The organism is Chloroflexus sp. MS-CIW-1, assembly GCF_030444705.1.
Classification (GTDB): Bacteria; Chloroflexota; Chloroflexia; order Chloroflexales; family Chloroflexaceae; genus Chloroflexus.
Map to the genome: position 1 here is coordinate 814,394 of NZ_JAUBWR010000002.1, position 20,804 is coordinate 835,197.

The 20,804-nt window shown below is 54.1% G+C and carries 22 protein-coding genes and 1 tRNA gene; 16 read left to right on the forward strand and 7 right to left on the reverse strand.

All coding sequences use genetic code 11. The features are described 5' to 3' along the window. Window positions 1-12: 12 nt before the first annotated feature. Together QTO31_RS16240 and QTO31_RS16245 are read right to left on the reverse strand one after the other, a co-directional pair. Complete coding sequence (locus QTO31_RS16240) at window positions 13-666, reverse strand: IS607 family transposase (protein WP_301430126.1); 654 nt, start codon at window positions 664-666, stop codon at window positions 13-15. A 28-nt stretch (window positions 667-694) separates the two neighbouring features. Then, window positions 695-1,882, reverse strand: coding sequence for an MBL fold metallo-hydrolase (locus QTO31_RS16245; RefSeq protein WP_301430128.1), 1,188 nt, complete (start codon window positions 1,880-1,882; stop codon window positions 695-697). Window positions 1,883-2,021: 139 nt separating this feature from the next. Here QTO31_RS16245 and QTO31_RS16250 point away from each other — a divergent pair, with 139 nt between their 5' ends. The 3 genes from QTO31_RS16250 to QTO31_RS16260 are packed head-to-tail and all read left to right on the forward strand — an operon-like array spanning window position 2,022 to window position 4,034. Next, entirely contained in the window at window positions 2,022-2,780 is a 759-nt protein-coding gene (locus QTO31_RS16250) for a YebC/PmpR family DNA-binding transcriptional regulator (RefSeq protein WP_031458177.1), read from the forward strand. 24 nt (window positions 2,781-2,804) lie between these two features. Then, window positions 2,805-3,299 carry a crossover junction endodeoxyribonuclease RuvC gene (gene ruvC, locus QTO31_RS16255; RefSeq protein WP_031458176.1) on the forward strand — a complete coding sequence of 165 codons (495 nt, stop codon included), beginning with the start codon at window positions 2,805-2,807 and terminating at the stop codon, window positions 3,297-3,299. 51 nt (window positions 3,300-3,350) lie between these two features. After that, complete coding sequence (locus QTO31_RS16260) at window positions 3,351-4,034, forward strand: hypothetical protein (protein ID WP_301430130.1); 684 nt, start codon at window positions 3,351-3,353, stop codon at window positions 4,032-4,034. Between the two features lie 331 nt (window positions 4,035-4,365). Here QTO31_RS16260 and QTO31_RS16265 read toward each other — a convergent pair whose 3' ends face one another. The 3 genes from QTO31_RS16265 to QTO31_RS16275 all read right to left on the reverse strand — a co-directional run bounded on the left by QTO31_RS16265 (window position 4,366) and on the right by QTO31_RS16275 (window position 7,726). Then, complete coding sequence (locus QTO31_RS16265; RefSeq protein ID WP_301430131.1) at window positions 4,366-5,124, reverse strand: class I SAM-dependent DNA methyltransferase; 759 nt, start codon at window positions 5,122-5,124, stop codon at window positions 4,366-4,368. 43 nt (window positions 5,125-5,167) lie between these two features. Continuing rightward, window positions 5,168-7,066 carry an ABC-F family ATP-binding cassette domain-containing protein gene (locus QTO31_RS16270; RefSeq protein WP_301430133.1) on the reverse strand — a complete coding sequence of 633 codons (1,899 nt, stop codon included), beginning with the start codon at window positions 7,064-7,066 and terminating at the stop codon, window positions 5,168-5,170. Window positions 7,067-7,650: 584 nt separating this feature from the next. Continuing rightward, window positions 7,651-7,726: transfer RNA gene (locus QTO31_RS16275), tRNA-Gly, on the reverse strand. A gap of 120 nt (window positions 7,727-7,846) precedes the next feature. Between QTO31_RS16275 and QTO31_RS16280 the strand changes: the two genes are divergently transcribed. Further along, window positions 7,847-8,488, forward strand: coding sequence for a hypothetical protein (locus QTO31_RS16280; protein ID WP_051871050.1), 642 nt, complete (start codon window positions 7,847-7,849; stop codon window positions 8,486-8,488). 166 nt (window positions 8,489-8,654) lie between these two features. On the opposite strand, the gene pufM is transcribed toward QTO31_RS16280, so the two are convergent. Together pufM and QTO31_RS16290 are read right to left on the reverse strand one after the other, a co-directional pair. Further along, window positions 8,655-9,578: a photosynthetic reaction center subunit M gene (gene pufM, locus QTO31_RS16285; RefSeq protein ID WP_301430134.1), complete on the reverse strand. Its 924-nt coding sequence runs from the start codon at window positions 9,576-9,578 to the stop codon at window positions 8,655-8,657. Between the two features lie 16 nt (window positions 9,579-9,594). Continuing rightward, the gene (locus tag QTO31_RS16290; protein WP_031458169.1) at window positions 9,595-10,530 is read right to left on the reverse strand and encodes a photosynthetic reaction center subunit L; all 936 of its coding nucleotides are present in this window, start codon (window positions 10,528-10,530) and stop codon (window positions 9,595-9,597) included. A 297-nt stretch (window positions 10,531-10,827) separates the two neighbouring features. On the opposite strand from QTO31_RS16290, the gene QTO31_RS16295 reads away from it, so the two are divergent. From QTO31_RS16295 to QTO31_RS16350, 12 genes are all read left to right on the forward strand, one after another. Next, window positions 10,828-11,727: a glycosyltransferase family 2 protein gene (locus QTO31_RS16295; RefSeq protein WP_031458168.1), complete on the forward strand. Its 900-nt coding sequence runs from the start codon at window positions 10,828-10,830 to the stop codon at window positions 11,725-11,727. A gap of 10 nt (window positions 11,728-11,737) precedes the next feature. Beyond that, window positions 11,738-13,165 (forward strand): undecaprenyl-phosphate glucose phosphotransferase, encoded by a 1,428-nt coding sequence (locus QTO31_RS16300; protein ID WP_031458167.1) that lies wholly within the window; start codon window positions 11,738-11,740, stop codon window positions 13,163-13,165. 177 nt (window positions 13,166-13,342) lie between these two features. Continuing rightward, complete coding sequence (locus QTO31_RS16305; RefSeq protein ID WP_031458166.1) at window positions 13,343-13,708, forward strand: hypothetical protein; 366 nt, start codon at window positions 13,343-13,345, stop codon at window positions 13,706-13,708. Window positions 13,709-13,886: 178 nt separating this feature from the next. Continuing rightward, window positions 13,887-14,408: a tRNA (adenosine(37)-N6)-threonylcarbamoyltransferase complex ATPase subunit type 1 TsaE gene (gene tsaE / locus QTO31_RS16310; protein ID WP_301430137.1), complete on the forward strand. Its 522-nt coding sequence runs from the start codon at window positions 13,887-13,889 to the stop codon at window positions 14,406-14,408. Then, entirely contained in the window at window positions 14,408-15,094 is a 687-nt protein-coding gene (gene tsaB / locus QTO31_RS16315; protein WP_301430139.1) for a tRNA (adenosine(37)-N6)-threonylcarbamoyltransferase complex dimerization subunit type 1 TsaB, read from the forward strand. The genes tsaE and tsaB overlap by 1 nt, the downstream gene beginning before the upstream one ends. Before the next feature lie 273 nt (window positions 15,095-15,367). Beyond that, complete coding sequence (locus QTO31_RS16320) at window positions 15,368-16,084, forward strand: FhaA domain-containing protein (protein WP_031458163.1); 717 nt, start codon at window positions 15,368-15,370, stop codon at window positions 16,082-16,084. 3 nt (window positions 16,085-16,087) lie between these two features. Then, window positions 16,088-16,549 carry an FHA domain-containing protein gene (locus tag QTO31_RS16325; RefSeq protein WP_031458162.1) on the forward strand — a complete coding sequence of 154 codons (462 nt, stop codon included), beginning with the start codon at window positions 16,088-16,090 and terminating at the stop codon, window positions 16,547-16,549. Between the two features lie 249 nt (window positions 16,550-16,798). Next, a complete protein-coding gene (locus tag QTO31_RS16330) occupies window positions 16,799-17,155 on the forward strand; it encodes an NADH-quinone oxidoreductase subunit A (protein ID WP_031458161.1) in 357 nt (118 codons plus the stop codon). Window positions 17,156-17,157: 2 nt separating this feature from the next. Continuing rightward, on the forward strand, window positions 17,158-17,952 hold the full coding sequence (locus tag QTO31_RS16335; RefSeq protein ID WP_301430141.1) for an NADH-quinone oxidoreductase subunit B: 795 nt from the start codon (window positions 17,158-17,160) through the stop codon (window positions 17,950-17,952). Beyond that, window positions 17,945-18,466, forward strand: coding sequence for an NADH-quinone oxidoreductase subunit C (locus QTO31_RS16340; protein WP_301430143.1), 522 nt, complete (start codon window positions 17,945-17,947; stop codon window positions 18,464-18,466). Before QTO31_RS16335 ends, QTO31_RS16340 begins: the two co-directional genes overlap by 8 nt. Before the next feature lie 30 nt (window positions 18,467-18,496). Beyond that, on the forward strand, window positions 18,497-19,606 hold the full coding sequence (locus QTO31_RS16345) for an NADH-quinone oxidoreductase subunit D (protein ID WP_031458158.1): 1,110 nt from the start codon (window positions 18,497-18,499) through the stop codon (window positions 19,604-19,606). Next, entirely contained in the window at window positions 19,603-20,802 is a 1,200-nt protein-coding gene (locus tag QTO31_RS16350) for a 4Fe-4S dicluster domain-containing protein (protein WP_301430144.1), read from the forward strand. Before QTO31_RS16345 ends, QTO31_RS16350 begins: the two co-directional genes overlap by 4 nt. The last annotated feature ends 2 nt before the right edge of the window (window positions 20,803-20,804 follow it).

Below are 20,804 nucleotides of genomic sequence, written 5' to 3' on the forward strand. Positions count from 1 at the left end.
CGATCTTGTGGGTTAGTTGCATGGTTGGGCCTGTTTGACGCCATGTGCATCCTGTTTCAGCGCTGCATCCAACTTCTTTCGATAGTTCCTCAAACCGTATCGCCGAGACGAACAACCGTGCACGATGGTCATCACGTCTTGCCCCATTTCCGGTTCGGGAGACAGCCGTTCCTGGGTGAGCACCAGCACTGCGCAGCCATGGGTTTTGGCGTCATGTTCGAACCACTCAACGCCGAAACGGGTGAGGCGGTCCCGGTGCGCGAGGATCAGCATCGTGACGTCCCGTCGCCCGATCTCGTCCATACGGGCCAGAAACCGCTTGCGCGTGACGTTCAACCCGCCGCCCACTTCCTCGATACACTCGACCCCCGCCAATCCCGTCGCCACCACGACCTCTTCCAGCACGTTGCGCTGATTCGCCAGGTCCGGCTGCTGTGCTGCACGCGATACCCGACAGGAGGCGACCAGCTTGGTTGGCGCATGGTTCGCCTGCCGCAAACCGATGAACTCACGGATTTGCGTCTCAGGGGAGAGACGGCGGTTGCTGTCCGTTCGGGCCACCGGAATCAGCCTTCCTTCGCGTTCCCAACGCTGCAACGTCTTGACCGAGACACCAAGGAGTGTTGCGGCTTTACCTGTGCTCATGGTGTTTTCCACGAGCACCATGCTACACTATCGCGTACTAGAAGTCAAGCTAGAGTCCGGCTCCGTCGGCAAAGCGGCGTAGTTCATTGAGCCGTTCGGCGCTCAGATACCCGGTTTGATGCAGATGTTCTAACCACTCCTCATCGTACCGCATATCACCTGAATAGCCGACTCCGTTGACCTTTACCGCAATGGTCGGCACCGAGTGGACTGCATATGTGGCGATAAACTGGTAACCGTGCAGTTCCAGGGGTTGGCCTGGCTCAAGCGGGTAAAAGTCGAATAGTTCGGCGACCGTCGCTGGTGTCAGATTAAGCATTTCGCTCAGGACACGCAATAATGAACGGTAAATGGTTGGCGCGGTTACAAGTTGAACTCGTTTACCACCGGTCAGAATCAATTCGGGCAAGCCGGCGATATGATCTTCATGAAGGTGCGAGATGATAACCAGGTCGATCTGCCTTGGCGATAGTCCTAAATGGGCTAGGCGTACATTAATGTATGCAGCAGCATCAAACAAGAGAGGTTGACGATTGCCAAAGTACGCTAGAAAGCAGGTTGTAATACCGGTGGGGTCAAATCCATCACTGCCACCGATGAACTGGAGGGTTAGAGCCTGACGTGGTAATGGACGTGGTGGCGCTACCGTCAACGGATGGGCGACAGCAGAGATTGTCGTAGGAATACGAGCTATTTCAGCGCCGTTTTCGGTGAAGATAAAGTTGCTTCCATCACAGGTAATCTGCACCTGACCAAGATCACCACCTCCCGCTTCCAAAGCCACAATGCTTGTCATATCGTCAATCGTTGGTGCGCGTCCCAGGGGAGGAAAGAAGGCGACCGCTGCACATTCACGCCTGAGCCATGGGTTGGGCCACTCTTCAGTTGCTGTTGGGCCGTTGATAGTTTCACTCAATAGTGCGTGCAATCGTTGGGCTTGCGCTATGGTTGGGGTAATCAGCGTTATTTTCTGTTGTTGCCCGAAAAAATTGGCATAGATGAGAAATTCGACGCTCGCGTAATTGATACCACGATAGACAAAACCTCGCGAGCTTGGCTCGCTTCCCGGTAGAGCATCAAGGGGGAGTATGACATACCTGGGTGGGTTCACGCCGTGTGCCAGCAAAAACTTCAGACTCTCCGGTGGACTGTTTACCATAACATCGCCAGCAGCAGTCGTAACGACATAGATATCGTTCGGCAAACAATGTACTCGATCAGTTATCACCGTTGACATATGCCCCTCCTGCCGGCAGATGAAAACCGCTACTGATTCAAAACGGAACTAGTAACAATATTGTACGATGCGAGACCTTCAACGAGCCATGCTATAATTGAGCATAGTATAACCTTCTATCACAGGGAGGTGAGAGGATATGTCAGGTCATTCAAAATGGCACACCATTCGCCGCACCAAAGGCGTAAACGATCAGCGGCGAGGTCAACTTTTTACGAAACTGGCGCGTGATATTACGATTGCAACTCGTGAGGGTGGTAGTGGCGATCCAGACTTGAACTTTCGCCTGCGGCTGGCAATTGAAAAGGCCCGTGCCAACAACATGCCAAATGAGAATATTCAGCGCGCCATTGATCGTGGTTTGGGTAAGTCGAATGAGGCAGCGCTCGAAGAGATTTTCTACGAAGGTTACGGGCCTGGTGGCGTTGCCATCCTGATCGAAGCGGCTACCGATAATCGCAATCGAACCAGTTCTGATATTCGGGCTACATTTAATAAAAATGGTGGTAGCCCCGGTGAACCCGGTTCCGTGGCGTGGATGTTTGAACAGAAGGGACTGGTTACGATTGATTTGAGTGCCACCAAGCGCGATCCCGATGAATTGCAACTGATGGCAATTGATGCCGGTGCCGATGATGTGGTGGTTGATGATGAAACGCTTGAAGTATACTGCGATTGGACGCAGTTGAATGCTGTCCGGCAGGCGTTTATTGATCAGGGTGTACCGGTAAGCAACGCCGAGAAGATTATGCGTGCTAAGACGCTTATCCAACCCGATGAAAAAGATGCGTTGGCGGCACTGCGCTTAATCGAGAAGCTCGAAGATCTCGACGATGTGCAGAAGGTCTATTCTAATCTCGATATTACCGCCGAATTAGTGGCACGTTTCGATTCGTGAACTTTACCCACCAACAGGAATATTGTGCGGGCACTTGGTATTGATCCTGGGACAGCGACCATGGGGTGGGGCGTCGTTGAGTTCGACAGCCGTCATTTGCGCTTGATCGACGTTGGTGCGCTCACCACTCCAGCCGGTATGCCACAACCTGAACGGCTATTGCAGCTCTACAATGGCCTACGAGCAATTATCGAGCAGCTACATCCTGATACCGCGGCAGTGGAAGAGCTGTTTTTTGGGAAGAATGTAAATACCGCCCTATCGGTTGGTCAGGCACGTGGTGTGGCGTTACTGGCCCTGGCACAGGCTGGTGTACCGGTCTACGAATATAAACCGCTGGCCGTGAAGCAGGCTGTGGCCGGCTATGGTGGCGCCGATAAGCGACAAATGCAAGAGATGGTGCGGCTGACGCTCGGTCTGGCTACGGTACCACGGCCTGACGATGCTGCCGATGCTCTGGCAATCGCTATTTGCCATGCTTATTCTGCGCCAAACCGTCAGCGACTTGGCTTGTCGTAAATCAGGGCGGTATCTGGCTAGCTGACGTCAGACTTATAGTTTCCTTGGCCTATGGCTTCTCGTCGTCGCCCTGGTGCACCCGCCGATCTTGAAGAGATTCGGCCTAATCTGTTTCTAATCCACAATCCGGCATTAAGTCCTGTTTTACGTGGTGAAGGCGAGCGTGAAGGGTTTCAATTCCGTCTGACCAGTTGGCGACGTGAAGGTTTGCTCGCACGCCTGGCAAACCGTGGTTTCGTTACTTTGACGATTGCCGATCGGATTGCTGCGCTCCCTTCGCCTCCTACCGTATCACCTGGTGCGCTCCGCGTCATTCACGTAGGACCGAAACAACAGCTTAGCCTGCTCGATCTGAACGTACCCGGCGGATGGCGTGGATTATGCCCATCGCCTACCGGTACTGTGACGCTGCCTGAAAAACAAATTGTGCGCCGTCGTCTTGGGCGTGGCCCGGCGGAATATCTGCGTATTACCGCAACCGGCTGGCAAACTGTGCCTGCCGATGAAGCACTCTTGCTAGCTTACGGTCAGTTGATCGATCCGCCGCCAATTTCCCTCACCTCGGTTGGTGGTGGCTGGCTTTTGCCCGAACTTCCCTTGCCATCAAACTATTATCGAGTTCTGAACCATATTGTTCAGTCGCATCCTGCTGGTTGGTTGCTGACCAATGTGTACGCATGTGACCTGGCTGAACTCTTATTACACAAGCTGCGGTTAACGGTAGTACGCCGGTAGTTATGTCTGGCAGTGGGATGCTCTTAAAGGGGGAGGGTTGCCCCCTCACCTTCCCCCCCTGCCCCCTTCCTATCCCGCGCTGCGGGCGAGGAAGGGGGGATGGGAGACGGCGACCTGCATCTTCTCCCACCCCCTTGCCGCTCCTCTACGCGGCGAGGAAGGGGGATGGTTGGCCCCCTCACCTTCCCCCCCCTGCCCCCTTCCTCTCCCGCGCTGCGGGCGAGGAAGGGGGGGATGGGAGACGGAGACCTGCACCTTCTCCCACCCCCTTGCCGCTCCTCCACGCGGCGAGGAAGGGGGGATGGTTGGCCCCTACCACCCAAGAGAACGTTCAAACATACTCGTCGCCGATTGGGCGCATCGCGACATAGACCACTCGTGGATCAGCGGTAGTTGCCGGTGTCCAGTGGGGAGTGAGACGCGCCGTCAAGACTAGTCCGCCAGCGTTCAAGGCTGCCGCGATGTCTGTTTCCTCCCACGGTCGTTCGCAATGCGTCTCTTCGCCACGCCACCAGCGCTGCCCGTCGCGGCGAAACCAGATAATGCGACCATAGGCGCGCTGCTGCACCGGATCGAAGGTGAGCCGGTTGATGACCAGCAGATCACGTCCGTCGAAGGTTACCTGATCGTATTCGTGCCATGAACGAAGGCCGACCGGTGTGTTCAGATCAAAGATGAAGTGTCCACCGGGGCGCAATAACGTGCCGACTGTTCGACAAACCGTTGTCAGATCGGCATCGTTGAGAAGCTGGTTAAGGCTGTCGAAGAGACAGGTGATCATGTCGAAGCTGGCCGGTGCCAGACGTGGATCAGGTGGGAGTGCACGGATGTCGGCTTCGATCCAGTCAATGTCTAACCCGCGCTGAACAGCCTGCTCTTGGGCAATGCGCAGCATATCGGGCGACAAATCGACCCCGACAACGATCGCACCGTTTGCGGCAAAAACCAGCGCTGCCGCGCCGGTACCACAGGCAAGGTCGAGCACCCGTTGCGGTAACGGAAGATGCTCGAGAATAGTACTGGCTAACGTGGCACCGAAGGTCGCCTGACCGGCAGCATGATAAATTGGTGCGTATGTACGGTAATTCATTGTCGCGGGCAGGATTAGATTACGATGCTAGAAATGAACATCCTTAAGCTGCCAGTTGTTCCCACAGAGCGTATTTAGCTGCCAGCAACTGTTCTAGTTCGGCATATTGCGCGCCCAGGGTCGTTAGCCGCGCAACATCACAGGCCTGACTGGCCGCATCGAGTTCACTGCTGAGTCGGGCCAGGTCTTGCTCGAGCGCCGTTACTTCAGCTTCCAACGCTGCTAGACGACGTTGCCTGGCTCGTTCGGCATCATTGGGACGTGATGGCTTTGTCGGTGTTGGCCGCTGTTCATACTGTTTTGGCGGTGACGGTTGGGGTAGCGCGGCTTGGGCAGCAACGTACTCACTATAGTTCCCGATAAATTGTCGGATTCGACCTTGATCAACGATCCAGAGCTTATCGGCTAGTGCGTCGATGAAATAGCGGTCGTGCGAAACAAACAAAATCGTACCGGGATACTCTTTCAAAATAGACTCTAACGCCTCACGTGCATCAATATCGAGATGGTTGGTCGGTTCGTCGAGCAGCAGCATATTGCCGGGCAAGAGGGTGAGTTGGGCCAGCGCCACTCGTGATCGTTCACCACCACTCAGATCGGCAATTCGTTTGAACACATCGTCACCGGTAAAGAGAAAACGCGCCAACAGATGACGTGCCGCTGCCTCACCAAGCCCTGGGGCTACGCGCATGATCTCGTCAAGGACAGTATTGTTCCACTGCAAAATATCGTGACCCTGTGCATAGTATCCGATCCGCACTTCGTGACCGAGACGTACCATACCCTGCAACGCCGGTAGTTGTCCGACCAGGGTGCGGAGCAAGGTTGTTTTGCCACATCCATTTGGGCCAAGCAAGCCAACCCGCTCGCCGCGCCGGATCGTCAGATCATCCGCTCGTAAGAGCGCCTGCGCCCCACCATTTTGGCTACGGTAGCCAACCACCAGGCCATCGAGATGTAATACCAGTTCGCCTGACCGGAGTTGATGATCGAGTGATATGCGCAGTTTTGCCGCTTCTTTAGGCCGTTCAACCATCTGCTCACGTTTCAAACGTTCCAGTCGTTTTTCACGCCCTTTTGCCTCACGTGCGCGCTGTCCGGCCCGATAGCGGCGAATAAACTCTTCGGTGCGGGCAATGAACGCCTGTTGCGCCTGGTATTCCTTGAGCCGTCGTTCCATACGTTCGGCTTTCAAGGTCAGATACTTCTCGTAACTGCCAGGGTAATCTTCAAGACGCTGAAAACTCAACTCCAACGTGCGCTGGGTTACTCGTTCAAGGAAATATCTGTCGTGCGAGACGACAATCAACGTGCCGTCCCAGTTCCGGAGAAACTGTTCCAGCCATTCGAGCGCCTGCATATCAAGATGATTGGTCGGCTCATCGAGTAAGAGCAGATCCGGATCGCTGAGCAAGGCGGCTGCCAGGGCTGCCCGCGTCTTTTGCCCACCCGAAAAGTGATGCAGACACTGATGATATTGTTCGGGCTGGAAGCCAAGCCCGTGAAGTGTGCGTTTGATCCGGTATTCGATCTCGTAACCACCGGCGTGCTCGAAGCGGGCACTCAATTCACCATAGCGCTCCATCATCGCTTCCCAATCGGCAGCCGAGGTATCGGCCAGCCTTGACTCTAGGGCCAGCAATTCGGTGCGCCAGGTGTTGAGATCGGCCAGGGCCGCTTCCATCTCTTGCCAGAGCGTGCGCTCGCCACTGAAGCGCGCTTCCTGAGCGAGGTAGGCAACACGCACCCCTCGCGCCAGTTTGAGACTACCACTGTCTGGAGTCTCGTGACCGGCAATGATACGTAACAGAGTGCTTTTGCCAGCGCCGTTTAAGCCGACAATTGCCACTTTCTCGCCACGGGCAATTTGAAAACTGACGTCGTGAAAGATCAGTTCAGCGCCGAAATATTTACTCAGGTTGTTAGCACTTAGCAGGGTCATGGTGTCTGTTGATATAGGTGTTGGACTGTTCGGGATAACTTGTGGTCACGGGTTCACAATGCGTTGCTACGCACAGATTGAGTGCCAACGGTGATCTTCGTAGAATGACATTGCCGTTGCCATCTTTACGTCATGAACTATATCATAGATTGCCAATCTCTGCATCGTGAGCAGAATACAGCCTATCCTCGCCGACGCTTTCTGGTGCGCAACCGATTCTGAAGGGCATGCGGATGCGGTGAGCGATGATTTCAAGACACCTGACACAGGCGTGGGCTTGCGGCCTGTATTTTCAGATGAACAAAGTATCATCACGTAAGGGCGACGCATGCGTCGCCTCTACACCGGTATTGAACAGTGTTTCATCACGTTGGTACGTCGCCGCCGGTGATACCCAATGCACGATCACGGGTGTATACCATACGAGACACGGTGTTGCCAGATCTATCCGCGTCATCCGTTGCGATGCGGAAGGACTGTGCATCACGTCAATGTGGTAGATAGATGTTCGGGCAGGCTCTTCAGATTACGGCTTGTACGTTTCACTCAAACGAAAAAGCCAGTGCTTACGCACCGGCTTATAATGGAGCGGGAGACGGGATTCGAACCCGCGACCTACACCTTGGCAAGGTGTCGCTCTACCAGCTGAGCCACTCCCGCATCGCGCTTAGAGTATAGCACAATCCGATAATTCGTGCAAGTGTGATACGATCAGAGCACGTATCGTTGTAAAACCTGTTGTGAAGTTGCTAGATCATACGAGGCTACAAGGTTCTGCCTATGACAACATCATCACTACGTCAACGGCTAGGTCGCCGTTTAAGTGCCGTGCCATACTACCAGGTACTCGTAGCTGAACCGGATCGGTTGCACCTGCGGTCATATCCTCAGGCGAATCGTCCGGCGGCGCTGCCGCTCCTGGTTGGTGGTGGAGTGTTGATGCTCGTTGCTATGGCTGTTCTCATTGCCGGTGTGCTGGCAGCCCTGCAAGAGCTAGGATTTGCCGCAGCAGGTATCAGTGCCGCAATTGCCGGACTCTTCGGCGGGTTAGGCATTCAACGGCTTGTCGGCGGGTACGCCATTGCCACAACGACAAACGAGATCATTCTCGATAACGAATCCTTCACGATGCGGCAGACGAGTCGAGTCGGACGACCACGTGAACAGCGCGTTGTCCGTACTGCCATCAGCGGTTTACGGCTGCGCCCCTATCGAATCGTCACCGGTGGGTTGATTCGTCGCTTACAAACGGTCCTTACGCTCGAGATGCTGGTTGGTGAAGAGGTGTGGATCATCGACAGCGCGGCAGTTCCAGCTGCTTTACAGCCAGTCGTAAACGCTCTGGCGCTGGCCCTGGGAATGTCGGTTGAACGGGTGAGTGATGGTTCGGGCGTGATAGGCGCACGAGAGCAGAGGCGATAAAAGTGAGCGGAAGGGGTGGACTCCAGGCAACCTGATTGCTCACGAAGAGGCACTACTGAGAGTCGTCGCTTGTCTCGGAAGTATCACCCTTCCGCTGACCAGAGAAAACCTCCCATCCGTCTTGTAACGGATGGGAGGCGGGGAGGAGGGCGGGAATACGTTCAGCCTACGGCAACGAAACCGGTGGTGTAGGTCCTTGTGGATAATTGATACCGGCCTCAATACCCCATTGGAACCAGTTATTCACGAAATCAGGCATTGAGAAGAAGACACCGAGAGCGCCGGTAATACCGCATAGCCAGGCAAACCAGAAAGCCCACAGATGGATCGAGTAGGCATTCGCATTAAAGCCCATGCACCAGCGCCAGAAGAGCTGCGCACGTTCAGTACCGGTACCGGGAGCCTGAATCTCATTCCACTCTTCGTGTGCAGCATACTTCTCAAGCGCCCAGATCGTGCCGGCGTGCATTGCCAGCAAGAGTGTCGAACCAAGCAGGAAGAAGATTGAGAGCATGTGGAACGGATTGTAGTAGAAATTGCCGTAACGCACACTCACATTGTTCGTCCAGTCGAGCAGAGCCTTGATCCCATGGGCGGGGGCTTCCGACCAATCACCCATCCAGATAGGGCGAATGATGTAGATCACCAGGTAGAGAGCAATGGCACCCGTGAAGCCATAAGCCAGGTACGGCTTGATACCAAGGGCCTTGGCACGAGTGTAAATATGCATGTACCAGGCAAAGATTGAAACGGTCAAGAAGAAAGTCGCGATAAGCCACCAACCGCCCTCCTCCAATGGGGGAAAGCTCAGGCCATAGCGCGATGAAGGCGGATCGATCTGTAACACTACAAAATACTTGATGAACGCTATCGGATTGTAATTGACTTGGGCAAGCATCACCACCAGCCAGATAAACGTGAAGATCCCGCCCGTGATGTACGCCACTGCATTCCAAAAGCCGAGGTAAAATGGGCCGAGCTGACTATCGAAGCCAAAGTTCTCGAGCAACGGAATCTCGATTGGCTTCCCGATGCGACCACGATCACGACCCAGCTCCAGATCACCCGGCGTCATATTTATTGTCGCCATATCGTAACGCTCCTCTCTAGACGCCGCTCCAGAAGGGCAGATTATTCCAGAAGTTCCAGAAGCTTACCCAATCTTGTACTGGCCAGCCCGACAACAGGATGCACAAATCTGCTGAGAGGATGCCACCGATAGCGAAGATGTATCCCAAACGGTGAACACCCGACTCGCCAACCGAGTAGTATTGCACATCACGGAAGAAGACGTTCTCGATGTCGCCGCCTTCAGGGCCACGATACTGTGCCGCACTGAGGATCAGCGACCCGTGGCAGGCCAGGAGCCAAGTTGAAGCGAATAGACCGGTAATCCCAATCGCATGGAACGGATTGTAAAAGAAGTTATTGTAACGGTAGCCAAAATTCGATACCCAATCAAGATGTGGCATAATGCCGAGAACGAAACCCTCGTGCCACATTCCTAGTGCGATTGGGCGAATGACCTGTAGGACCAGCCAGGCTGAGAAGGCGACCCCAAAGGCAATCGGCACATGATAGCCCATATCGAGCTTCATGCTGATGTCAACCTGACGCATCATCCAGCCGAAAAAGGCGATGGTAGCGAAGAGAACCGTCATCTGCCAGGCAAACCCCGGCTCCCCTGGTGCAGCAAATCCCAGACCAAGTTCGGCAGGTGGTGGATCGATGCGTCCGGCAAAGAAGTTTTGTGGCAGTGAATAAGGCCCTTTGAGGATTGTTTCGTTGATGTAGAAATACGAACCAAAAATGATCCCGATCACCGAGACAAAACCCCAGAAGCCAACGTAAAATGGCCCGACCCAGAAATCGAACGGGTCATAGCGGAAGATAGCACTGAAGGTAGTCCGTCCTTTGATTTTGTACTCCGGCTCGATCTCTTCGATCGTCCGCCCGCCCGGTACCCGTGTAGCTCGCGCACCTTCGACGACGGTGAACGAAAAGTCGGGGAAGCGGGGGTCTTTCGCTTTTGCTCTACTCATAGCGACTCCCTCTAGTAGCGGTTGGCGCGGCGACCGATACCTTCATCGCGCCTTGTGGTTGACCTGACTCGGATGACGTGTAATGATAAGCAAAAATTTTTGCCTTTTCGGTCAGTATAATATGCCCGGTACACATTGTCAAGCCAAAGCTTTTAATATTTAATTCTGCATTATAAAGCCTTAAATCTTTTTCTATCGTTGATCTATGCCATCGATGCGTTCTTGCATATAAAACAAGAGCAACCTGTGGTATACTGAGCCAGAATAGCAGCATGAGTTTTGACGCACAGGAAAACAATGAGCCGTCTGGCAGTCGTTATTCTCAACTACAACCGGGCCGACCTGTTAGCGGATTGTCTGGCGTCGATTGCCGCTGCACCCACCCGCTGTGAGTTGTCGGTGTGGGTAGTTGACAACGCCTCAACCGATGGCAGTGCCCGAATGGTTCGCGAGCGATTTCCGTGGGTTCACCTGATCGAAAGCCCAGTTAATGGTGGTTTCTCTGCTGGAAATAATCTAGCATTACGTCAAATCCTGGTGTTACCCGATCCGCCGACTTACATTCTGTTACTCAACAACGATACAGTGGTACCGCCAGGTGCACTCGACGGTTTGGTTGATTATCTCGACAAGCACCCAACGGTCGGTGCCGTTGGGCCAAAATTGCTATTGCCCGATGGATCGCTTGATCTGGCCTGTCGGCGTAGTTTCCCAACGCCAGCAGTTGCCTTTTACCGCTTATTTGGGCTGTCACGTCTCTTTCCACGTAGCCGCCGCTTTGCTGCGTATAATCTGACTTATCTCGACCCTGATGTTGAAACTGAAGTGGATTCAGTGGTTGGCGCCTGTATGATGGTACGCACAGCAGTTGTGCGAGAAGTGGGCTTGCTCGATGAAGCATTCTTTATGTATGGCGAAGATCTCGATTGGGCCTATCGGATCAAACAGTACGGTTGGAAGATTGTCTACTACCCTGCGGTAACGGTCTACCATTATAAACGTGCCGCTTCCAGTCGTCGTCCAATCCCATCTATCCGGGCGTTCTATGATGCAATGCGTCTTTTTCATCGGAAACATTATGCAGCGACGACGCCCGCCCTACTTAATGGTCTGATCGAGCTAGGTATTACTGTAAAGGAGCTGTGGGCACTTGGCCGCAATCTCCTCCTCCCCGCCAAGGCGCGTCACGTCGGTTAGAACGCGCTCATTGCTGCGCCCACGAGCCTGGCAGGCGTTGTTACGCCTGTTACTGATCGTGATTGATGTGGCGTCGCTCAATCTGGCAACCCAAGTAGCATATGCGCTCGGCGCCGAATCATTATCTGGCGCAGGCTTTCGTATGCCTGCCGATCCGCTGACGCCGCTGCGTCTAAGCGTGATTGGTAGCGTCATTGCGCTGATCGTGTTTGCCAGTAACGGTCTTTATGAGATGAAGCGCGGCGCCTCACGTCTTGATGAAGCGGTGAAGGTGCTGACCGCCGTGTCGCTAACGATGGTGTTGGTGATTTTCGTCAATGCGCTGATCGGTGAGTTCGGTGGTGAAGAGATACCATGGACGCGCGAGATTCTCTTTCAAGGCTGGTTGCTGGCGGTTGCAGCGTGTCTGACCGGTCGGTTTCTCCATCGTGGGCTGGTCTCGATCTTGCGCCGCCTTGATATTGACACTCGTCGGGTACTGATCGTCGGCGCTCGTGAACCTGGACGACTGGTCTGGAATACGATCCGGCGCCGCCCTGAGTTAGGCTATCGCGTTCAGGGTTTTCTGTCAGATACGGTGCCGATTGGCGAGATTGTTGATGGATTACCGGTTCTTGGTCGTACCGATCACATTTGCCGAGTCATTCGGGCTACTCACGCCGACGAGGTGATTATTGCGCTCTCTGGTCGTTCGTCACAAGACCTGATTGACGTGATCGCGCTAGCCGAAGATGAGTCGGTAGCCATTAAGATTTATCCTGATACATTTCAACTGATTACCAATAATGGTATCTCAATTGGCGACTTGCGCGATCTACCATTAGTAAGCGTAAAGAACGCGGCGCTCGATAATCCGTGGAATCGGATGCTCAAACGTGCACTCGATCTAGTTGTTGCATCGGTCGTATTGCTGTTCGCGGCGCCGGTGATGCTGCTCATTGCACTAGCGATCCGCCTTGAATCACGGGGACCGATCTTCTTTTTGCAGGAGCGGGTAGGGCTTGATGGTAAGCCCTTCTGGATGATTAAGTTTCGCACGATGCGCCCCGATGCCGAGCAATTTGGCACGTGGACGGTGCAGAATGATCCACGAGTAACGCGCGTGGGGCGTTTTTTGCGCCGTACCAGCCTCGATGAGTTACCGCAACTGATTAATGTTTTGATCGGTGAGATGTCAATTGTAGGGCCGCGTCCCGAGCAGGCACGCTGGGTTGAGCAGTTCCGACAGCAGATCCCACGTTACATGCGTCGGCACAAAGAGAAGGCCGGTTTGACCGGTTGGGCGCAGGTCAATGGCTTGCGTGGCGATACCAGTATCGAAGAGCGTACCCGCTACGATCTTTATTACGTTGAAAACTGGTCGTTGCTCTTCGATATCAAAATTATTTTGCGCACGATTATTAACTTCATTACCGGTCGGCAGGAAAATGCGTATTGATCCCTGCCGGATGATGCTCCGATGCCTCTAACTCGCGTCTTGTGGTGCATAGCGAAACCGCTCTCATTTCTCTCTCAAACGGGAACATGTGCTACAATAGTAGAGAAATCTCCCCTTAGGCGTCATTGCCCTGTTGCTAACGCACGAGGATCGATCCTCAATGGAGGAGGATTATTTATGGAAGTACGTGTCCGTGAGGCAGCCGCCCATGCTCGTCGGCTTGGTTACCAGGTTCTTGTCGCCGAACAATTGCGCGCCACTCGCTGTCTATTGGTATTGGCCGGTCCTGATGTGCAACCGTTCGCAGTGTTAGCGCAGCAACGATCTCTCATTACTGCCGCTGATGTCCAGGATTTTGCCGAGATATTGTTTCTCCGTCGTTTGAATCGCGGATTACTGGTCGCAGTTGACGGTCATTTCAGCGATGAAGCGCGACGCACCGCACAAGAATTGCGTCACGCTATGATTACGCTAACCACGCAATTGCCACCAGCGAATGCTTTGGTGGCAGCCGGTCTCCAGCCGGTTGTCAATTTGCATTAGGTGACATTGATTCCAGGCAGTATATTGTCGTGAAGGTCTGCCAGTAACGGATAACCACGAGCGAGCAGAACCTCTAGTTCGTATCAAGCATACGTACACGTCGTGGCAACAACTGCTTCGATGAGGTATATCCTTCTTTTTTTACGTTCGCTGCGGTCGGCTATGGTACAATAGGGCCATGACCGATCAACTGCTATCAGCGGCGCAAACGCCACACGATCTCGATTTTATCAGTCATAGCCCGAACCAAACCGAAAGAATCGGCTTTCGGCTCGGGCATTTATTGCAGGCTGGTGATTTGCTCTTACTCTCCGGCCAGCTCGGTGCTGGTAAGACGCATCTGATCAAAGGGATTGCCCGTGGTCTGGGGTACGACGGCCCGGTTACCAGTCCAACGTTTGTCTTGATCAACGAGTATCGCGCTGATGTTGCGCATGGCCGAATACCGATCTACCACGTAGACCTCTACCGGGTGAGTGGCGTTACCGAACTGGCGACAATCGGTCTTGATGAAATCTGGTTGAGTGAAGGTGTTTGTCTGATTGAGTGGCCAGAACGAGCGGCAGCCGCGTTGCCGCTTGAACATCTGCACATTGTGCTCAGCTATATCAGCGAAACCAAACGGCGGATACGGCTGATGCCACGAGGTCTGCGTTACCGAGAGCTGCTGACCACCTTCAAGGAGGAGACGTTCGGCTGATGCTGCTCGCGATTGATACCGCAACTGCGCTTACCGGTCTGGCGCTCTACGGTCCGCAAGGCCCCCTGGCTGAGAGTATCTGGGAGTCGGGACGCAACCATACTGCTCAACTCTTACCCCAGATTGATACATTGTTGCGCTACATTGGCGCATCACCGGGCGATATTACTGTCCTTGCCGTAAGCCTGGGGCCGGGTAGTTGGAGTGGATTACGGGTAGGTTTGAGTCTGGCTAAGGGTATGGCACTGGCCGGTAATCTGCCGTTGATCGGCATTTCCACCCTCGAAGCCCTGGCTTACCAGTACGTACCGACACCGCTACTGGTCTACCCACTCATTCGGTTGGGACGCGAACGCTACGCGACGGCCCCCTTTGCCGCTCATGAACGGTTTGAGCGGTTAGCGCCTGATCGCAATCTCACGCTTTCCGAATTATGTGCTGAAGTCGATAAGCCGGCATTCTTTTGCGGTGATCTCGATCCGGCGACTGTCGCCAGCCTTCAGCGTGGCTTAGGTGATCGTGCGGTACTGCCATCGCCGGCTGCGCGTTTGCGTCGTCCGGCTTTTCTGGCCGAATTGGCCTGGCAGCGCCATATTGCCCAACGCTACGATGATCTGGCAACGCTCGAACCGATCTACCTCGGTGAACCGGTACGGCCACAAGTGGGTAGCCATCGCGCCGAGTAGTAAGTCAACCTAGGAGCTGCTGTGTTGGACGGGGTACGGCAAGGTCGGTATTGCAAAGCTGTCCTCCCTTCATGTTCCCCAGTACATCCCACTTTCCCGCAAAAAGAGTTGTAAACAGGTTAGGAAACTCTCCCTCTTCACCGTTGTCAGGTAGTGTGAAGCGCTGAAACTCCTTAAACAACTTGCCACACCACTGTACGTAACCGATAATGACGGTATATCATGTAAAGACGTGTGCTAACCGGATCGTTTACCTTGCGAGAGGGGAACGCAATGTCTGCCCTACGCCGATTTGAACAATTTATGGAGCAAATGGTTGAGGGGTCGGTAGCTCGTATCTTCCGTAGCTCGATTCAGCCGGTCGAAATTGCCCGTCGCTTAGAGAAGGCGATGGAAAGTAACCAGACGCTCAGCGTGAAACGGGTTATCGTCCCCAGCATCTATCGCGTCTTTTTGAACCCGCAGGATTTTGCCAATTTTCAACCGGTGCGGCAGCAGATCGAGCAGGAACTGGCAACCTATCTGAGCGAATTGGCTGCCGAGCGTAATTTTACGATGCTCGATCTACCACGGGTTGAGATTACCGAAGATCCAGCAGTACCACGACGCTCAATTCAGGTTGTAGCCGAGATGCGTGATGCGCAAGCAGATCGGGCGACAATGACGATGATGATGCCGGGTGAGCGGGCGGCTGGTCGATCATCGGGCGCGTTCTTTCTCTTACGAGCCACCAATGAGCCGCAAGCGTTACCTATTGCAACGACAACCGTGACTATTGGGCGAGGGCTGGATAACGACATTATCCTGGAAGATACTCGTGTTTCACGAAAGCATGCCCAATTACGCTACCGTCAGCGTCGGTTTTGGCTGACCGATCTCGGCAGTACAAATGGAACCTTTGTGAACGGCGAGCGAATTAGTGAACGTGCCCTGCGTGATGGTGATGTGGTCTCGTTGGGTGGTCTTGAACTAATATTTCGCGAGGGCTGATCGATGTTCTTCGATATTGCCAGCATCTCAATCGGGGTCATTTTGCTCTTGTTGCGGGTGGCAGTAGTTTTTTTGCTCTACTTTTTCCTGTGGCAGGTCATTCAAGTTATCAAACGCGATCTCTCACAAACGTCACCGCTGTCATCGCCTGTCAGTCCCTATGGCCAGTTGGTGGTAACCAGGTCTGGGCAAAGTGGAATTGCTGTTGGGAAAGTCTTTCCACTGAATGTAGTAACAGTGATCGGGCGTAATCCGAACTGCGATATTGTGCTAAACGACTCGTTTCTATCGAGCGAGCATGCCCGGCTTGAGCGGCGGAATGGAGTCTGGTGGCTCGAAGATCTGAATAGCACGAACGGCACCTTTCTCAATGGCTTTGAAGTGAGTGGTCCTACCGAAGTGCATCCTGGTGATGCAATTCAAGTCGGTCGTGTGGAGTTACGCCTTGAACAGGGTATGGGCTGATCGACAGATTGAACAGTATCTATACCTTTTTTGTTATAGGTCTCATAGAAATCTGGTATAACATCGTTGTTTTACCGAAAAACCCGCTCACTGCAATTCCTGGCGCTTATACTGAGCAAAGAATGGGCAGATCTTTGTCCTGAATTGTTAAGACTTTACCATTGTGTGCGGTGATCGCTGTGAGCGTTCAGACGCATTTGTGATATACTTCTCATTACCTTCATTCACGCAAACCACGGAGGACAGGCGATGCTGGCCAATTATGCTATAGTAGGCATCTTTCTTGTTGCTGCGATTAGCTTTCCACTTATCCCGTTGGTGTTAGCTTTCTTTCTTCGTCCCAAGCGACCAACGCCCCTGAAGACCAGTACCTACGAATGTGGGCTGGAGGCGATTGGTGATGTACACGTGCAGTTCAAGGTTCAATATTATCTGTACGCCCTGGCCTTCGTTATTTTCGATATTGAGGTGATATTTTTGTATCCGTGGGCAGTAGCATTTCAAGTAGTGGGGCTCTACGGTCTCATTGCCGCAACGATCTTTCTCTTGATGCTATTTGCCGGTTTGCTTTATGAATGGCGTAAAGGCGCCCTAGAGTGGGTGTGAGTATGGCTGAAATCGATCCAACCCAACTCGAACTCGAACGACAGGGTGTGCTATTGACGACCGTGAACCGGTTTTACAACTGGGGGCGTCGTTCGTCGATCTGGCCAATGGCGTTTGGGTTGGCGTGTTGTGCGATTGAGATGATGGCCTTTGGCCTGAGTCGTTATGATGTAGCTCGTTTTGGGGCCGAGCTGTTTCGCGCATCACCGCGTCAGGCCGATCTGATGATTGTTGCCGGTACGGTGACGAAGAAGATGGCACCACAAGTGGTACGGCTTTACAATCAGATGGCCGAGCCGCGTTATGTGATTTCGATGGGCGCGTGTGCTACCTCTGGTGGCCCCTTCCGCGACGGCTATAACGTGTTACGCGGCATCGATCTGCTTATTCCGGTGGATGTCTATGTGCCCGGTTGTCCGCCGCGTCCTGAAGCATTGTTGCACGCACTAATGACACTACAAGAGCAAATTGACCGGCAAAAATTAGGGCGTGTGCGCTGGTACGGTAGTAGTGACAAACCGCAAACCAGCGATTTTCCGGTACCGACTTTCGGGGCAAAGGGGCTGGAGATTGACGGCAAACTGGTCGATCCGGTTGGCGGTTTACCGCTCCTCAGCCCGTATACCTCGCCGAGCCACGGCGAACACCGTTCAGGGCAGATCGAACACCCGGAGATTGTGCGCCAGTTCCCAATTATGGATCCGGAAGTAGAACTTGAGAATGCACTGAAGGCACGCGGGGTGGCCCCTGAGATCGCAGCCGATGATCTGAAACGGAGTGTGGTGAACAATGCCTGAGATGTCTCCTGCCGAGCTTCGTGCCCGATTGGCGGCAGCGCTGCCGGATGCGTTGGTTGATGTGGCTCCCCTGGCAATGACGCCACCACCTGCCCATGGTCCTCAACCTGGCATGTTTCATCCACCCGATCCGTTTGTGCATCCCGATCATCTCGTCGCGGCAGCGCTCTTCGTGCGTGATACGCTCGGTTATGCGTTGCTATCCGATATTGCGGTGGTCGATTATCTCTACGCAGGATGTTTTGAGTTGGTTTACCGCTTCTACCATCCCTCCGGTGGGCCAGGAATTGTCTTGCGAGTACGGGTGCCACGTGATGCGCCGCAGGTGCCATCGTTGACTCCGCATTGGCCGGCAGCCAATTTCCACGAACGTGAAGCTTTTGATCTGTTCGGTGTTGAGTTCATCGGTCATCCTTACCTGCGGCGGATCTATATGTGGGATGAATTTGAAGGCTTTCCAATGCGCAAAGACTTTCCTCGCCAGGGCGATAAGTATCTGGGTGGCGATGAGTAAGAAGCTGAGAGATGAGGGATCGGTACCGTTATGCTCCAAACCCAAGAGTTGCAAGTCAATATTGGTCCGCAACATCCGTCAACGCACGGTGTGTTTCGCATGCTGGTGACGGTTGACGGTGAAACGGTGGTTGATCTCAAGCCCGTATTCGGTTATCTGCATCGGAATCACGAACAGATCGCCGAGGCGAATACATATTTGCAAAATATGCCCTACACCGACCGGCTCGACTATTTTAATTCGATGGCGAATAACCACGCCTATGCAATGGCTGTCGAGCGGTTGGCTGGGATCGAGGTGCCTGAGCGCGCTGAATACATTCGGGTGTTGATGGTTGAGTTGACGCGGATTCTCAACCATGCCAGCGCGGTTGGCTTCATGATCAATGATATGGGGGCATGGCAGACACCGCTGGCTTTTGGCATGCGCGAACGTGAGAAGATTCTCGATCTCTTCGAGATGGCGAGCGGCGCCCGGCTGATGTGCAACTACTTTCGTTTTGGCGGTGTCGCACGAGATTTGCCACCTGAGTTTATCCCGAACCTGCGTGAGCTGCTCGTCGCTTTGCCGGCATATATCGACGAGCTTGAACGCCTGCTGCGCGATAACGAGATTTTACTACAGCGAGCGGTCGGTATCGGGATACTGCCACGTGAGGTTGCCCTCTCGTATGGTGTGACTGGACCGGTGTTACGCGGTTCGGGTATTCCCTACGATGTGCGTAAAGCCGAACCTTACAGTGTTTACGACCGGTTCGATTTCGATATTCCCATCGGTAAGGTGGGTGATGTATATGACCGGTTTTTGGTGAGAATTGAGGAGATGCGTCAGAGTAAGCGGATTATCGAGCAGGTGCTCGAGCAATTGCCTGACGCAAAGGGTGGTCATATCAATCCAAAGGCACGCCAGAATGTACGACCACCGGTGGGCGATGCGTATGCCCGGATAGAGTCGCCGAAGGGCGAGCTGGGTTTCTACCTGGTTAGCGATGGTAGCGGCAAGCCGTACCGTTATAAAGTGCGCGCACCGTCGTTTATCAATCTTACGCCCCTAGCCGATATGTGTCGCGGGTACAAGGTGGCTGATATTGTGGTCATCCTCGGCAGTATTGACATCGTGATGGGAGAGGTGGATCGATGATGGAACCACCATTTGAGATAGAGATTCCACGCGGTCGCGTTATCGAAGTGCAACGCGATGATTCTCGTGTGCGACGCGGCGGCGGTTTGCTCCGTGGAATGGCGGTGATTTGGAAACACTGGAAAGAGTCATTTCGCCTGAATCGCAGCTATAGCCAGATTCATGGTACGTTCACGATCCAGTATCCTGAAGAGAAGCCACGGATTCCAGAGGCTTACCGCAACATGCCCATTCTCCTCTACGATGACGAGACCGGTCACGAACTCTGCACCTCGTGCTTCCAGTGTGAGCGTATCTGCCCACCGCAAGTCATTCATATGACGCAGGCCAAGGACCCGGCTACCGGCAAACCGGTACCGGCAGTGGCAGAGTTTATTATCGAGTATGACGCCTGCATGAGTTGTGGCTTTTGCGCGGAAGTGTGTCCATTTGACGCGATCAAGATGGATCACGAGTTTGAGTTGTCGACCGACGATCACGCCCAACTGACTGTGCATAAAGCCCAGTTAAACCGACCAATTAGCTACTACGCGAGCATTGCCCCAACGATGTGGGCAGAGGTGCGCGAGAGTGCTCTGAAGAAGCTGCAAGGGAATATTCGCCGTCGTCCTGATGTCATCGGGATTGCACCGCATCTTACCGAGCGCATTGCGGCACGGCGAGCTGAACTGGCTGCTCAGGCGGCTGCGCCATCGCCAGCAGCAGAGCCTGCATCACCACCAGCACCCTCAGCACCAACCGAAGCACGTAAGCTGACACCTGAAGAGAAAGCAGCGAAGCTGGCGGCGATCCGGGCGGCAAAGGCAGCCCAGGCTGGTGATGGTGTCACACCATCGGCTGAAGGAGGCACCCCTGCCGAAGCACCACCCGCCGACGACAAAGCAGCGCGCCTGGCGGCAATCCGGGCCGCCAACGCCGCGAAGAAGGCAGCCGCCACCGATGCCGCACCGGCAGCGACAGGTGAGCCGACGGCACCCACACCCGCCGACGACAAAGCAGCGCGTCTGGCGGCAATCCGGGCCGCCAATGCCGCGAAGAAGGCAGCCGCCACCGATGCCGCACCGGCAGCGACAGGTGAGCCGACGACGCCCACACCCGCCGACGACAAAGCAGCGCGCCTGGCGGCAATCCGGGCGGCTAACGCCGCGAAGCGCAAGCAAGCTGCTGACAGTGTTGATACGGAAGAGGGATCATAACC